The organism is Stenotrophomonas sp. STEN087 (genome assembly GCF_056759115.1).
Window position 1 is genome coordinate 1 of the sequence record NZ_JBRRCR010000053.1, and the last position, 14,444, is coordinate 14,444.

The following is a 14,444-nucleotide window of genomic DNA, read 5'->3' on the forward strand; positions in this document are numbered from 1 at the left end:
GGTTGGGCAGGACGCCCAACCCCGGTCTTGCCGTGTGCGCAGGACAGCGCACACGAGCAAGCGGCGACCAAGCCCCCATGGATGGGTTTACGGCGTCCCCGCAAACCCACAGTGCCCCGCCATCCCTCGGAATGCCGCTCTGGCTTCTGACGTTGCCGTTGCCGTGGCTTGAAGCAGGTGCAGGGCGCAGCCCTGCCGAACCACCTAGAACGGAGCCGGGGACTCGAACGCCAGCGCCGCCCCCGTCACCGGATGCGTGAACGCCAGCGCGCATGCATGCAGGTGCACCCGCTGCGCCGGCGCGGCGTCATACAACACATCCCCCACGATGGGATGGCCAAGACTGGCCATGTGCAGCCGCAGCTGATGACTGCGCCCCGTCACCGGTTCCAGTGCCACCCGCGTGCGCTGCGCCTGCGCATCCCGCGCCAGCACCTGCCAGCGCGTCAGCGCCGGCTTGCCACGTTCGTGGTCGACCATCTGCTTCGGCCGGTTCGGCCAGTCCACGATCAACGGCAGGTCCACTTCACCGGCATCGGCCTCCAGCAGCCCCTGCACCACCGCCTCGTAGCGTTTGCTCACCTGTCGCTGCTCGAACTGCATCGACAGCACCGCCTGCATCGCCTTGCCGCGTGCATGCAGCAGCAGGCCCGAGGTCACCTGGTCCAGGCGGTGCACGGTCAGCGCGTCCGGGTACAGCGCCTGCAGACGCGCCACCACGCAGTCCTGGTTCTCCTCGCTGCGGCCAGGCACGGACAACAGGCCGGCCGGCTTCTCGGCCACCAGCAGTGCGTCATCGATGTAGTGCAGATGGATCATCAGGTTCCGTATTCCTCAAACAGAAACGGGGAAGCCGAAGCCTCCCCGTTCATGCGTACCGACCAACGGTCGGTACCTACCGGTCAACGCGGTATCAGCCCAGCAGGTGGGCGACGCCGGAGCGCTCTTCTTCCAGCTCGGCGAGGGTCTTGTCGATGTACTTCTGGCTGAAGTCGTCGATCGGCAGATCCTTGACCAGGGTGTACTTGCCGTTTTCGGTGGTCACGGCGAAGCCGAAGATCACGCCTTCCGGAATGCCGTAGGAACCGTCGGACGGCACGCCCATGGTGACCCACTTGCCGTTGCTGCCCAGCACCCAGTCACGCACGTGGTCGATGGCAGCGTTGGCGGCCGAAGCAGCCGAGGACGAACCGCGGGCTTCGATGATCGCCGCGCCGCGCTTGCCGACGGTCGGGATGAAGGTGTTGGCGTTCCATTCCTGGTCGTTGATCGCATCGGCGATGGAGGCACCATCGGCGGTGGCGAAACGGTAGTCCGGGTACATGGTCGGGCTGTGGTTGCCCCACACGACCAGCTTCTCCATGCCACCGACCGGCTTGCCGAGCTTGTTCGACAGCTGGCTCAGCGCGCGGTTGTGGTCCAGACGCAGCATGGCGGTGAAGTTTTCCGGCTTCAGGTCCGGGGCCGACTTCATGGCGATGTAGGCATTGGTGTTGGCCGGATTGCCGACCACCAGCACCTTCACGTCACGGCTGGCGACCTTGTTCAGCGCCGCGCCCTGGGCGGTGAAGATCTTGGCGTTTTCCAGCAGCAGGTCCTTGCGCTCCATGCCCGGGCCGCGCGGACGCGCGCCGACCAGCAGGGCGATGTCGGCGTCCTTGAAGGCCACTTCGGCGTCGTCGGTGCCGACCATGCCGGCCAGCAGCGGGAAGGCGCAGTCTTCCAGCTCCATCATCACGCCCTTCAGGGCGGCCTGGGCCTTGTCGACCGGCAGTTCCAGCAGCTGCAGGATGACCGGCTGGTCCTTGCCCAGCATTTCGCCGGAGGCGATGCGGAACAGCAGGGCGTAACCGATCTGGCCGGCAGCGCCGGTCACGGCAACACGAACGGGTGCTTTCATGGGGGTTTCCTCTTGCTTGCAAGCGTTGGATGGAACGCCGCGGGCGTGGCTCGCAGGCCTGGCGGGCGGCGGGGAACAGGGAAACGGCCACCGAGGGGTGGCCGTTTCGAAGGGGGATCAGGCGGCGAGGATCTTGTTCCACTCGGCGACGCGGTCGGCCTGTGCGGCCAGCGCGGCGTCGACGTCGCCTTCCAGGGTGATCGAATGGATCACGTCGCCCTGCTTGACCGAATCGACGATGGCCTGGCCTTCCAGGACCTTGCCGAAGACGGTGTGGCGGCCGTCCAGCCAGTCGGTCTTGATGTGGGTGATGAAGAACTGGCTGCCGTTGGTGTTCGGGCCGGCGTTGGCCATCGACAGCGAGCCGACCTCGTGCTTCACGCCATTCTTCTCGTCCTCGAACTTGTAGCCCGGGCCACCGGTGCCACGACCCTGCGGGCAGCCGCCCTGGATCATGAAGTCGGCGATGACGCGGTGGAAGATCAGGCCGTCATAGAAGCCCTGCTTGACCAGGTTGACGAAGTTGGCAACCGTCAGCGGCGCCTTGTCGGCGAACAGCTCGACCTTGATCGGGCCCTGGGTGGTGTCGAAAGTGGCGATGAGGGACATGGAGATCCTTGCTGCAGATGGGAATGCGTCTAGCCACCTAGTTTACACCCGGCTCGTGGCAGCGGCGCCTTCGACCATGGGCCAACGGGGCCGGCCCGGCCGGCCGGGGGCCACCGTTCAGGCAGCCCCGACAGGCGCCTGAATGGGCATCCGACCGGGCCTGAAATGAAGGTTTTCGCCAATCGTCAACTTCGACGTATAATGTTGGACTTCTTTTTCCAAATCCGGCGCCGACTGGCCCCCTTTCGTATGTCCATCGAAAACCTTCGCAACATCGCCATCGTCGCTCACGTCGACCATGGCAAGACCACCCTGGTCGACCAGCTGCTGAAGCAGTCCGGCACCCTGTCCGAGCGTACCGTCCTCGCCGAGCGCGTGATGGACAGCAACGACCAGGAAAAGGAACGCGGCATCACCATCCTGGCCAAGAACACCGCCATCACCTGGGAAGACAAGAAGACCGGCATCAAGAACCGGATCAACATCGTCGACACCCCGGGGCATGCCGACTTCGGCGGCGAAGTGGAGCGCGTGCTGTCGATGGTCGACACCGTGCTGATCCTCGTCGACGCGATGGACGGCCCGATGCCGCAGACCCGCTTCGTCACCCAGAAGGCCTTCGCGATGGGCTTCAAGCCGATCGTCGTGGTCAACAAGGTTGACCGTCCGGGCTCGCGTCCGGAGTGGGTGATCGACCAGGTCTTCGACCTGTTCGACAAGCTCGGCGCCACCAACGAGCAGCTCGACTTCCCGATCGTCTACGCCTCGGCCCTGAACGGCTACGCTGGTCTGGAAGACACCGTGCGCGACGGCGACATGACCCCGCTGTACGAAGCAATCATGCAGCACGCGCCGAAGCCGGAAGTCGATCCGGAAGGCGCCTTCCAGATGCGCATCAGCCAGCTGGACTACAACAACTTCGTGGGCGTCATCGGCATCGGCCGCATCCAGCGCGGCACCCTGAAGAAGAACATGCAGGTCGCGGTCATCGACCGTGAAGGCAAGAAGCGCAACGGCAAGGTCGCACAGGTGCTGGGCTTCCTGGGTCTGGAGCGCATCGAGCAGGACACCGCCGAAGCCGGTGACATCGTCGCCATCTCCGGTATTCCGGAGCTGACCATCTCCGACACCCTGTGCCACCCGGATACCCCGGAAGCGCTGCCGGCACTGACCGTCGACGAGCCGACCATCTCGATGACCTTCCAGGTCAACAACTCGCCGTTCGCCGGCAACAAGGACCTGTCCGGTGGCAAGTTCCTGACCAGCCGCCAGATCAAGGACCGCCTGGACCGTGAAAAGGTCCACAACGTGGCCCTGAAGGTCGAACAGCTGGAAGACGCCGACAAGTTCCTGGTCTCCGGCCGTGGCGAACTGCACCTGTCGGTGCTGATCGAGAACATGCGTCGCGAAGGCTACGAGCTGGCCGTGTCGCGCCCGGAAGTCATCATCAAGGAAATCGACGGCCAGATGATGGAGCCGATCGAACAGCTGGTGGTGGACATCGAAGAAATCCACCAGGGCGGCGTCATGGAAAAGCTGGGCACCCGCAAGGGCCAGCTGAAGAACATGGAGCCGGACGGCAAGGGCCGCGTGCGCCTGGAATACTCGATCCCGGCCCGTGGCCTGATCGGTTTCCAGAACGAGTTCAAGACCCTGACCCAGGGTTCGGGCCTGCTGTTCCACGTGTTCGACCACTACGGTCCGAAGGAACAGGGCGCGATCGCCAAGCGCATCAACGGCGTGATGATCGCCAATGCGCCGGGCACCACGCCGGCCTACTCGCTTGGCCCGCTGCAGGAACGCGGCAAGCTGTTCGCTGCTGAAGGCGACAACGTGTATGAAGGTCAGCTGGTCGGTATCCACTCCAAGGACAACGACCTGACCGTCAACGCGATCAAGACCAAGCCGCTGACCAACATGCGCGCTTCGGGCAAGGACGATGCGATCCAGCTGACCCCGGCGATCAAGTACTCGCTGGAACAGGCCCTGGACTTCATCGAGGACGACGAGCTGGTCGAGATCACCCCGAAGGAGATCCGTCTGCGCAAGAAGTTCCTGACCGAAAGCGACCGCAAGAAGGCTTCGCGCGGCGGCTGAGCCTGACCCGTGAGCCAGAACGGCTACAACCCGGATCCGCACCGGCATCCGGGCCTCCACGTCATCGCCCTGCTCGAAGCGAGCAAGGCGATGCTGGCGCTGTTGGCTGCGACCGGGCTGGAAATGCTCGGTCCGCAGCCGCTTCGCGATGGGGTCAATGCCCTGATCCGGCGTTTCAGCCTGGACCCGGATCACGGCACCCTGCCCTCGCTGCTGAACATGATCAGTCCCGACGCGGTGCACCTGGCCGCGGCGGCGATGATCGGCTACGGCCTGCTGCATCTGGTCGAAGCCTGGGGCCTGTGGAAGGCCAAGGCCTGGGCCTCCTGGCTCGGCTGCCTGACTGCCTCCATCTACCTGCCCTTCGATATCTACGCGGTGCTCCGCCACCCCGGCTGGGCCTCCTGGAGCGTGCTGGCGATCAACCTGATCGTCGTCTACGTGCTCGCCCGCGACCTGCGCAAGCGCCGCCACTGAGCAGCCGCTACACTGACGATTGGAGCCGACCCAGCCGTCCGATGCGCCCGTTCCTGTCTTCCCTGCTGACCTGCCTGACCGCGGCCCTGCCCGCGCTGTTTGCCGTGGGCTGCAGTCCGGCGACACCGGCCGCGCACGCCGCCGCGCCCAACAGCAGCAACGTGCCCTTCCCCTACGCCGAAACCGACGTGGCCGATCTGCAGGCGCGGATGGTCAGCGGTGAGCTGGACAGCACCACCCTCACCGCCGCCTACCTCAAGCGCATCGCCGCCCTGGACCGCACCGGGCCCCGCCTGCGGGCGGTGCTCGAACTCAACCCCGATGCCCTGAAGGAAGCGGCCGAACGTGACCGCGAGCGCCGTGCAGGCCGCCTGCGTGGCCCGCTGCACGGCATCCCGGTGCTGCTGAAGGACAACATCAACGCCGCACCGATGGCCACCACCGCCGGTTCGCTGGCGCTGCAGGGCTTCAAGCCCGGCGATGCCTACCTGGTGCGCCGCCTGCGCGAGGCCGGCGCAGTGGTGCTGGGCAAGACCAACCTCAGCGAATGGGCCAACTTCCGCGGCAATGATTCGGTGTCCGGCTGGAGCGCGCGCGGCGGCCAGACCCGCAACCCCTACCGCCTGAGCCATTCGCCGTGCGGCTCCAGCAGCGGCAGCGCGGTGGCCGTGGCCGCCAACCTGGCCAGCGTGGCGATCGGCACCGAGACCGACGGCAGCATCGTCTGCCCGGCGGCGATCAACGGCGTGGTCGGGCTGAAGCCCACCGTCGGCCTGGTCAGCCGCGAAGGCATCATCCCGATCTCCTTCAGCCAGGACACCGCCGGGCCGATGACCCGCAGCGTGGCCGATGCGGCTGCGGTGCTGACCGCCATCGCCGGCCGCGATGCCGCCGACCCGGCCACGGCGACCATGCCCGGGCGCGCGGTCTACGACTACACCGCGCGGCTGGATCCGCAGGGCCTGCGCGGCAAACGCCTGGGCCTGCTGCAGACGCCGCTGCTGAAGTACCGCGGCATGTCGCCGCTGATGGACCAGGCCGTGGCCGAGCTGCGCCGCGCCGGCGCGGTGGTGGTGCCGGTGGCGATGCCCAACCAGGGCGCCTGGGAAGAGGCCGAGCGCACCGTGCTGCTGTACGAGTTCAAGGCGGGGCTGGAGCGCTACCTGGTCACCTACAAGGCGCCGCTGCGCAGCCTGGCCGCGCTGATCGCCTTCAACCAGGCCCATGCGAAGCAGGAACTGGGGCTGTTCGGCCAGCAGCTGCTGCAGGAGGCCGACGCCACCGCCGGCCTGGCCGACCCCGTCTACATCCGTGCGCGCAGCGATGCGCGCCGCCTGGCGGGGCCTGAGGGCATTGATGCGGTGCTGGCCGCGCACCAGCTCGATGGCCTGGTCGCGCCGACCACCGGCATTGCCTGGCCGTTGCGCAGCAGCGGCGATGATTTCCCCGGCGAGAGCTACAGCGCCGCTGCGGTGGCCGGCTACCCCAGCCTGAGCGTGCCGATGGGCCAGATCGACGGCCTTCCCGCCGGCCTGCTGTTCATGGGCACCGCCTGGAGCGAGCCGAAGCTGATCGAGATGGCCTACGCCTACGAACAGCGCACCCGCGCACGGCAGCCGCCGCGGTTCGCCACCGACGCATTGATCGACGCCGGCGCTACCGTTCGGGCTCTGGCTCCACAGGCACGATCGCGGCCTCCCCATCCTCCGCACCCGGCGACCGCACGTCCGCCGTGCGCGCACGCGGACCGCGCGGCATGTCCAGTTCGTCCTCGTGCTGCAGCCGCGCACGCACCTGCGGCAGCGACTGCGGATGTTCGCGGGCAAGGAAATCCAGCATCCGTTCACGCACCAGGCAGCGCAGGTCGAACGCATCGCCGGAACTGCGCGCACTGACCAGCAGGCGGACCTGGATCGCACGCTCGCTGGTGTCGGTCACCTGGGTCACGCACACGCGGCCATCCCACAGCGGCTCGCCCCGGCAGATGCGCTCGAGTTCGGCACGGATGGCTGCGATGGGTGCGCGGTAATCCAGCCAGAAAAACGCGGTACCCAACAGGTCGGCGCTGCGCCGCGTCCAGTTCTGGAAGGGGTTCTCGATGAACCAGGTCAACGGCACCACCATGCGCCGCTCATCCCAGATGCGCACGACCACGTAGCTGCTGCCGATCTCCTCGATGCGGCCCCACTCGCCCTCGACGATCACCACGTCATCCAGGCGGATCGGCTGGGTCACCGCGATCTGCAGGCCCGCGATCAGGTTGCCGAACACCGGCTTGGCGGCGATACCCGCGACCAGGCCGATCAGGCCCGCCGACGCCAGCAGCGCCGAACCGATCTTGGCCACCATGTCGAACTGCAGCAGCACCAGCGAGGCGCCGAGCACGATGATGCCGCCCATGATCACCCGGCTGAGCACTCGGGTCTGGGTCTGGATGCGGCGCGCTTCCAGGTTGTCGGCCACGTCGATGGGATTGCTGCGCAGGATCGCGCGCTCGATGGCGCCGACACCGCGCACCAGCAACCAGATGAAGCAGGCCACCAGGCTGATGTGCAGGATGCGCTGCAGATTGCCCAGCAGCGGATCCTGCAACGGCGTCGCCTGCAGTGCGGGAATCAGCAACAGAAGCGGCAACGCCGTCGCCAGCGGCAGGCCAAGCACGCGGCCGATGCGCGCACGGCGCCGGTCGCGCCCCTTCAACCGGTGATAGACCCACAGGATCACCCATGCACCGATGCCGCCGATCACCAGCGCCAACCCCAACGGCCATGCATAGGCCTGCATGTGCTCCCAATGCACCCTTGCCACCTCCACTCGAACACGCGGATGGACAGGGTCGCGCATGGGGCATGAGCGTGTTGTATGCAGGGTTTGCACCCTGCACCCGCAGAGGCGACGTCAACGTCAACGTCAAAAGCTGGTTTCCTGAGGGTAGGCGGGGGGGGGGGGGGGGGGGGGGGGGGGGGGGGCGGGGGTCAGAGTGAGGGAAGCCGAGACCCCCCGCGGCTCGCACGCCCCCCCCCCCCCCCCCCCCCCCCCCCCCCCCCCCGCCAACCCACGGACACCCAGCATTTGATGTTGACGTTGCAGTTGCAGTTGATTGCAGCAGGTGCAGGGCTGCAAGCCCTGCAGAAAAACCTACCTCGCCTGCTCCTGCTTGCGCACGATCGCCATCGCAATCTCCAGCGACTGCTCGTAGTTCAACCGCGGGTCCACCGTCGACCGGTACGCACGCTCCAGGTCACGCTCGGTCAGCTCACGCGCACCGCCGGTGCATTCGGTCACGTCCTCACCGGTCAGCTCCAGGTGCACGCCACCCAGCCGCGTGCCCGCCGCCGCGTGCAGGTCGAAGGACATCTCCACCTCGCTGCGCACGTTGTCGAAGCGACGCGTCTTGAAGCCGTTCGCCGTGCTCTCGGTGTTGCCATGCATCGCATCGCACACCCACAACACGCGGCGGCCATCGCGCTTCACCGCGTCCAGCAGCGGCGGCAGCTTCTCGGCAATCTGCGCCGCACCCATGCGGTGGATGAAACTCAGGCGTCCGGGTTCGTCGTCCGGGTTCAGCACGTCGATCAAGCGCAGCAGCTGGTCCGGCTGCACCGACGGCCCCACCTTGATCGCGATCGGATTGCGCACGCCCCGCAGGTACTCCACGTGCGCGCCATCCAGCGCGGCGGTGCGCATGCCGATCCACGGGTAATGCGTGCTCAGGTTCAACCAGCCCTGCTGGCGCGGTACCTGCCGGGTCAGCGCCTGCTCGTAGGGCAGCAGCAGCGCTTCGTGCGAGGTGTAGAAGTCGATGCGGTTGAGGTTGTGCACGCGGGCCCCGGCCAGGGTCTCCATGAAGTGCACCGCGTCGCCGATCGAGGCCACCATCTTCTGGTACTCGGCGGCCAGCGGCGAATGCCGCACCCACTCCAGGTTCCAGTATTCGGGGTGGTGCAGGTCGGCGAAACCACCGTCGATCAGCGCCCGCACGAAGTTCATCGTCATCGCCGAGTGCGCGTGGGCCTGCAGCATCCGCTTCGGGTCCGGCAGGCGCGCGGCCTCGGTGAACGCCGGCGCATTGATCACGTCGCCGCGGTAGCTGGGCAGGGTCACGCCGTCGCGGGTCTCGGTGTCGGCCGAGCGCGGCTTGGCGTACTGGCCGGCGAAACGGCCGACGCGGATCACCGGCTGGCGCAGGCCGTGCACCAGCACCAGGCTCATCTGCAGCAGCACCTTCAGCCGGTTGGAGATCGTGCCGGATTCGCAGTCGCTGAAATTCTCCGCGCAGTCACCGCCCTGCAGCAGGAAGCGCTTGCCTTCCTGCGCGTCGGCCAGCTGCTGCTTCAGCGCCAGGATCTCCCAGGAGGTCACCAGCGGCGGCAGCCGCTTCAGCTCGTGCAGGGCGGCGTCCAGCGCGATGGGATCGGGATAGGTCGGCATCTGCAGGGCGGTCTTGCCACGCCAGCTCTCCGGCGACCAGCCAGCGCCGGCGGCGGTCGCAGCGGGATCGGAGACGGGCGGAACGGCGGACAGGCTCATTGCAGGATTCCGGGGGTGGGGGACGTTCATGGTCGCAGAGCCGGCCGTCGCCGCAAAGGCCCGCTCGCCGTCTGCACATGTCTGAACACCGGGGAAAGGGCACGCGATCGGCCACAAACCGCATGACCACAGCCGCCCGGACAGGCGCATGATTCGCTCCGCAGTGTTACGAAGTAACAATCCTATCCCCTCTTCCGGCCCCTTCCACAGCCCATCCGCCATGAAGCCCTCCCTGCTCGCTACCGGCATCACCTTCGCCCTGGCCCTGGCCAGCCTGCCCTCCCTCGCCCTGGCCGCCGATGCCGCCACGGATGCCGCGCCGGTGAAGGACCTCGACGCAGTCACTGTCAGCGCCCAGCTCGACCAGGCGCGCAACGCGCTGTCGCCCGACATCGGCAGCAGCCAGTACCAGATCACCGCCGAGGACATCCAGAAGCAGCCGCTGGGCGCGTCCGCGCCGCTCAGCCAGGTGCTGCTGCAGGCGCCGGGCGTGGTCCAGGATTCCTACGGTGGCGTGCACGTGCGCGGCGACCACGCCAACCTGCAGTACCGCATCAACGGTGTGCTGCTGCCCGAGTCGATCTCCGGTTTCGGCCAGACCCTGGACGCGCGCACGATCAAGAGCATCCGCCTGATGGACGGCGCGCTGCCGGCACAGTTCGGCGAGCGCACCGCCGCGGTGGTCGACATCACCACCCGCAGTGGCGCCGAGCTCGGCAATGGCGGCAGCGTCGGCATCACCACCGGCTCGTTCGGCAAGGTCAACCCGAACGCCTCGTGGTGGGGCTCGCAGGGGCGCTGGAGCTGGTTCCTGACCGGCAACTACGACCAGAACGACGTCGGCCTGGAAAACCCGACCAGCTCGCGCAAGCCGGAGCATGACGACACCCACCAGGGCAAGGCGTTCGCCGACCTGACCTACCTGGTCAACGACACCACGCGCCTGAGCGTGTTCGCCGGCTTCGCCAACAACCGCTTCCAGATTCCGGTCAACCCGGGCCAGACCCCGCAGTTCGGCTACCTGGACACCACCACCTTCGATTCCAGCCAGCTGGATGAGACGCAGCGCGAGACCACCCGCTTCGGCATGCTGGTGCTGCAGGGCACGCTGGGCGAGACCGCCTACCAGGTCTCTGCCGGGCAGCGTTACAGCGATGTCGGCTTCAATCCCGACGTGGCCGGCGATCTGGTGTTCAGTGGCGTCGCCTCGCAGGTCCAGCGCAGCAACCGCGCCAACACGCTGCAGGCGGACTTCTCCACGCCGCTGGGCGACAACCACACGCTGCGTTATGGCGTGTACGGCAACCAGGAGCGTGCCCGCGCCAGCAACAACAGCTGGGTGTTCCCGGTCGACGACGACGGCGCGCAGACCAGCACCACGCCGCTGCAGATTGCCGACAGCAGCGCGTTCAAGGCCACCACGGCGGCGGTCTACGTGCAGGACGAGTGGAAGATCGGCGAGAACTGGACGGTCAACTACGGCCTGCGCGGTGACCGCTACAAGGCCTTCGGCCAGACCGAGGGCCAGCTCAGCCCGCGCCTGGGCGTGGTCTGGAATGCCGGCGACAGCACCACCGTGCACGCCGGCTATTCGCGCTACTTCACCCCGCCGGCGAGCGAGCTGATCGCCACCAGCGACATCAGCCTGTATGACGGCACCACCAACGCGCAGCCGTCCGGTGGCAACAACATTCCGCTGGCCGAGCGCAGCGACTACTACGACATCGGCGTCTCCCAGCAGGTCGGCGAGCACCTGACCCTGGGCCTGGATGCCTATGATCGCCGCGTCTCGCGCCTGCAGGACGAAGGCCAGTTCGGCGCTGCCTACATCTACTCGACGTTCAACTACCGTCGCGGCCACATCCGCGGCCTGGAATTCAGCGCCGACTACAGCAACGGTCCCTTCAGCGCCTACTTCAATGCAGCCCTGAACAAGGCCATCGGCACCGACGTCATCACCAGCCAGTACAACCTCGACCCGGAGGCCCTGGCCTACGTGGCTGACCACTGGATCCACCTGGACCACGACCAGAAGCTGACCTCGTCGGGTGGCTTCAGCTACGCCTTCGCCGGCCACAACCGCATCGGTGCGAACTACGTATTCGGCAGCGGCCTGCGCTCGGATACCGACACGGTGCCCAACGGTGGCGAGCTGCCGTCCTACCTGCAGGTGAACCTGAGTGCCGGCCACGACTTCAACGCCGACAGCGGGCATCCGCTGCACGTGCAGCTGGCGGTGATCAATGCACTGGATCGCAGCTACCAGCTGCGTGATGGCGGCGGCGTCGGCGTGTTCGCGCCGCAATGGGGCCCGCGCCGCGGTGCCTACCTGAGCCTGCAGCAGGACTTCTGATCGGGCTGGGGTCGGATCCCTGATTCACAGTAGAGCCACGCCACGCGTGGCTGCCAATGGGGTCAGAGCCCTTTGCTGCGCAAAGGGATCTGACCCCATTCTGCTTTCAGCGCTTGACCTTGCGCAGCGACACCACCAGCGCCCACAGCGCCAGCAGCGCGAACCACACGCCCGACCACATCGGCATGGTCATGCCCAGGAAGGTCCAGTCGATGTTGCCGCAGTTGCCGGTACCGGTCAGCACGGTGCGGAACACTTCCAGCGGGCCCATCGTCTCGCTCAGGAAGGCCAGCGGCGGGCCACAGGTGGAGCCCATTTCCGGCGGCAGCATCTGCACGTACACGTGGCGCGCGGCAATGCCGAAGCCGACAGCGGCGGCGATGAAGGCAAGGATGCCGTAGGTCGCGCGACCCGGGCGGTTGGACGGGCCGTGCACGGCACCAATCAGGAACAGCAGGCCCAGCGCGGCGAACGCCAGGCGCTGGAAGATGCACAACGGACAGGGCTCCAGGCCCATCTTCAGCTGCAGGAAGATGGCGAAGCCGAGCAGGCCCACGCAGATCAGGAAGCCCAACAGGAACTGGGCGCGGAAGGGCCAGCGCAAAGGATTCATCGTCAACGCTCGAACGGATCAGGCGCCAAGCGTAACCGAGAGCGCGCCCCGTTCGAACCGCCACACGGCACGCCTGTCGGAACGGTGTGGGTCAGATACCTTTGCGCATGCGAAGGGCTCTGACGCTCTGTGCTGGAGGAATGGGGTCGGAGCCCTTTCCTGCGGAAAGGGATCCGACCCCGGAAACGCAAAAGCCCGGCAGAGGCCGGGCTTTCGCTGTGTCGCGTTGGAGCGGTCCGATTACTCGGCCACTTCCTCGGCCACGGCCGGACGGTCGACCAGCTCGACGTAGGCCATCGGAGCGTTGTCGCCGGCGCGGAAGCCGCACTTCAGCAGACGCAGGTAGCCGCCCGGACGGTTCGCGTAGCGCGGGCCCAGGATGGTGAACAGGTTGCCCACGGCTTCGTTGTCACGCAGACGGGCGAAGGCCAGACGGCGGTTGGCGACGGAGTCGACCTTGGCCAGGGTGATCAGCGGCTCGGCAACGCGGCGCAGTTCCTTGGCCTTCGGCAGGGTGGTCTTGATCAGCTCGTGCTTGAACAGCGAGGCGGCCATGTTCTTGAACATCGCTTCGCGGTGGGCGCTGGTGCGGTTGAACTTACGGCCAGACTTCATGTGACGCATGGTGATATTCCTTGGTTAATGATGAGGCTGTGTGGATCGTTGTCGCCATCCTGGCGTTGCTGCACGGACTGCGGTTGGTCCTGGCCATCCGTCCTGGACGACCTGCCCGCGAACCTGGGGTTCGTCGTGGCGATGTGTTGCTGCGTTGAAGGCCCCACCGCGAACGGTGGAGCCTCCAGGCATTACCGATATCAGCCCAGCATGCCGTGGCTGGCGACGCCGGCCGGCGGCCAGTTCTCCAGCTTCATGCCGAGGGACAGGCCGCGCTGAGCCAGCACTTCCTTGATCTCGGTGAGCGACTTCTTGCCCAGGTTCGGGGTCTTCAGCAGCTCCACTTCGGTCTTCTGGATCAGATCGCCGATGTAGTAGATGCTTTCGGCCTTCAGGCAGTTGGCCGAACGCACGGTCAGCTCCAGGTCGTCGATCGGGCGCAGCAGCACCGGATCCACGCCGTTGTTGGCCGGCTTGGCCGCACCGCGGTCGCGGTGGGTGAAGTCACCGAACACCGACAGCTGGTCGCTGAGGATGTCGGCGGCGGTGCGCACGGCTTCCTCGGCGTCGATGGTGCCGTTGGTCTCGATATCGATGACCAGCTTGTCCAGGTCGGTACGCTGTTCGACGCGAGCCGCTTCCACGGCATAGGCGACGCGGCGGACCGGCGAGAACGAGGCATCCAGGACCAGACGGCCGATGGCACGGGTTTCTTCGTCCGGACGACGACGCGCGGCAGCCGGCTGGTAGCCGAAACCACGTTCGATCTTCAGACGCATGTTGATCGCCGTATCCTTGGTCAGGTGGCAGATCACGTGATCGCTGTTCAGGATCTCCACATTGTGGTCGACCTTGATGTCAGCTGCAGTGACAACGCCCGGACCCTGCTTGGACAGGGACAGGGTGGCGCTGTCGCCGGAATGCATACGGATGGCCACGTCCTTCAGGTTCAGCAGGACTTCGAGCACGTCCTCCTGCAGACCTTCGACCGTGGTGTACTCGTGCAACACGCCGTCGATTTCGACTTCCGTGATGGCGAAGCCCGGGATGGACGACAGCAGCACGCGACGCAGGGCATTGCCCAGCGTATGCCCGTAACCCCGCTCCAAAGGTTCGATAACGACCTTTGCACGGGTGTCGGTAAGGCGTTCGATCTGCGGACCGCGAGGACGCAGAACCTGGTTGGCGGTAACCGTCATGTTGCGGGTTCTCCTAGTGAACCCCCGGCCGTCGCCGGGGGCTCTCCAATG

At 66.7% G+C, this 14,444-nt stretch carries 11 protein-coding genes and 1 pseudogene; 4 read left to right on the plus strand and 8 right to left on the minus strand.

The window, feature by feature from the left end:
- Positions 1–204: 204 nt before the first annotated feature.
- The 3 genes from ACVOK1_RS13885 to ACVOK1_RS13895 form a co-directional block, all read right to left on the minus strand.
- Complete coding sequence (locus ACVOK1_RS13885; RefSeq protein WP_481562418.1) at positions 205–819, minus strand: RluA family pseudouridine synthase; 615 nt, start codon at positions 817–819, stop codon at positions 205–207.
- 94 nt (positions 820–913) lie between these two features.
- The gene (locus ACVOK1_RS13890) at positions 914–1,900 is read right to left on the minus strand and encodes a malate dehydrogenase (RefSeq protein ID WP_108748672.1); all 987 of its coding nucleotides are present in this window, start codon (positions 1,898–1,900) and stop codon (positions 914–916) included.
- Between the two features lie 117 nt (positions 1,901–2,017).
- Positions 2,018–2,509 carry a peptidylprolyl isomerase gene (locus ACVOK1_RS13895; RefSeq protein ID WP_079220769.1) on the minus strand — a complete coding sequence of 164 codons (492 nt, stop codon included), beginning with the start codon at positions 2,507–2,509 and terminating at the stop codon, positions 2,018–2,020.
- A gap of 249 nt (positions 2,510–2,758) precedes the next feature.
- On the opposite strand from ACVOK1_RS13895, the gene typA reads away from it, so the two are divergent.
- The 3 genes and pseudogenes from typA to ACVOK1_RS13910 form a co-directional block, all read left to right on the plus strand.
- On the plus strand, positions 2,759–4,606 hold the full coding sequence (gene typA, locus ACVOK1_RS13900; RefSeq protein ID WP_049456418.1) for a translational GTPase TypA: 1,848 nt from the start codon (positions 2,759–2,761) through the stop codon (positions 4,604–4,606).
- Between the two features lie 9 nt (positions 4,607–4,615).
- On the plus strand, positions 4,616–5,083 hold the full coding sequence (locus ACVOK1_RS13905; RefSeq protein ID WP_079220768.1) for a DUF2127 domain-containing protein: 468 nt from the start codon (positions 4,616–4,618) through the stop codon (positions 5,081–5,083).
- Positions 5,084–5,124: 41 nt separating this feature from the next.
- Positions 5,125–6,738, plus strand: a pseudogene (locus ACVOK1_RS13910) (amidase); the annotation flags it as partial.
- A gap of 1 nt (position 6,739) precedes the next feature.
- Here ACVOK1_RS13910 and ACVOK1_RS13915 read toward each other — a convergent pair.
- Entirely contained in the window at positions 6,740–7,867 is a 1,128-nt protein-coding gene (locus tag ACVOK1_RS13915; RefSeq protein ID WP_325167190.1) for a mechanosensitive ion channel family protein, read from the minus strand.
- Between the two features lie 354 nt (positions 7,868–8,221).
- The gene (locus ACVOK1_RS13920; protein WP_312739804.1) at positions 8,222–9,613 is read right to left on the minus strand and encodes a class II 3-deoxy-7-phosphoheptulonate synthase; all 1,392 of its coding nucleotides are present in this window, start codon (positions 9,611–9,613) and stop codon (positions 8,222–8,224) included.
- A 220-nt stretch (positions 9,614–9,833) separates the two neighbouring features.
- Here ACVOK1_RS13920 and ACVOK1_RS13925 point away from each other — a divergent pair, with 220 nt between their 5' ends.
- Entirely contained in the window at positions 9,834–11,966 is a 2,133-nt protein-coding gene (locus ACVOK1_RS13925; RefSeq protein ID WP_481562419.1) for a TonB-dependent receptor, read from the plus strand.
- Between the two features lie 106 nt (positions 11,967–12,072).
- On the opposite strand, the gene ACVOK1_RS13930 is transcribed toward ACVOK1_RS13925, so the two are convergent.
- The 3 genes from ACVOK1_RS13930 to ACVOK1_RS13940 all read right to left on the minus strand — a co-directional run bounded on the left by ACVOK1_RS13930 (position 12,073) and on the right by ACVOK1_RS13940 (position 14,393).
- Complete coding sequence (locus tag ACVOK1_RS13930; RefSeq protein WP_108767854.1) at positions 12,073–12,579, minus strand: disulfide bond formation protein B; 507 nt, start codon at positions 12,577–12,579, stop codon at positions 12,073–12,075.
- 240 nt (positions 12,580–12,819) lie between these two features.
- The gene (gene rplQ, locus ACVOK1_RS13935) at positions 12,820–13,203 is read right to left on the minus strand and encodes a 50S ribosomal protein L17 (RefSeq protein ID WP_079220763.1); all 384 of its coding nucleotides are present in this window, start codon (positions 13,201–13,203) and stop codon (positions 12,820–12,822) included.
- Between the two features lie 191 nt (positions 13,204–13,394).
- The gene (locus ACVOK1_RS13940; RefSeq protein WP_079220762.1) at positions 13,395–14,393 is read right to left on the minus strand and encodes a DNA-directed RNA polymerase subunit alpha; all 999 of its coding nucleotides are present in this window, start codon (positions 14,391–14,393) and stop codon (positions 13,395–13,397) included.
- Between the last annotated feature and the right edge of the window lie 51 nt (positions 14,394–14,444).

Bases quoted from the DNA above. Each gene is read 5' to 3' on its own strand.
- ACVOK1_RS13915 (WP_325167190.1), bottom strand. From the start codon at position 7,867: ATGCAGGCCTATGCATGGCCGTTGGGGTTGGCGCTGGTGATCGGCGGC.
- ACVOK1_RS13930 (WP_108767854.1), bottom strand. From the start codon at position 12,579: ATGAATCCTTTGCGCTGGCCCTTCCGCGCCCAGTTCCTGTTGGGCTTC.
- ACVOK1_RS13890 (WP_108748672.1), bottom strand. From the start codon at position 1,900: ATGAAAGCACCCGTTCGTGTTGCCGTGACCGGCGCTGCCGGCCAGATC.
- ACVOK1_RS13920 (WP_312739804.1), bottom strand. From the start codon at position 9,613: ATGAGCCTGTCCGCCGTTCCGCCCGTCTCCGATCCCGCTGCGACCGCC.
- ACVOK1_RS13940 (WP_079220762.1), bottom strand. From the start codon at position 14,393: ATGACGGTTACCGCCAACCAGGTTCTGCGTCCTCGCGGTCCGCAGATC.
- rplQ (WP_079220763.1), bottom strand. From the start codon at position 13,203: ATGCGTCACATGAAGTCTGGCCGTAAGTTCAACCGCACCAGCGCCCAC.
- ACVOK1_RS13925 (WP_481562419.1), top strand. From the start codon at position 9,834: ATGAAGCCCTCCCTGCTCGCTACCGGCATCACCTTCGCCCTGGCCCTG.
- typA (WP_049456418.1), top strand. From the start codon at position 2,759: ATGTCCATCGAAAACCTTCGCAACATCGCCATCGTCGCTCACGTCGAC.
- ACVOK1_RS13895 (WP_079220769.1), bottom strand. From the start codon at position 2,509: ATGTCCCTCATCGCCACTTTCGACACCACCCAGGGCCCGATCAAGGTC.
- ACVOK1_RS13885 (WP_481562418.1), bottom strand. From the start codon at position 819: ATGATCCATCTGCACTACATCGATGACGCACTGCTGGTGGCCGAGAAG.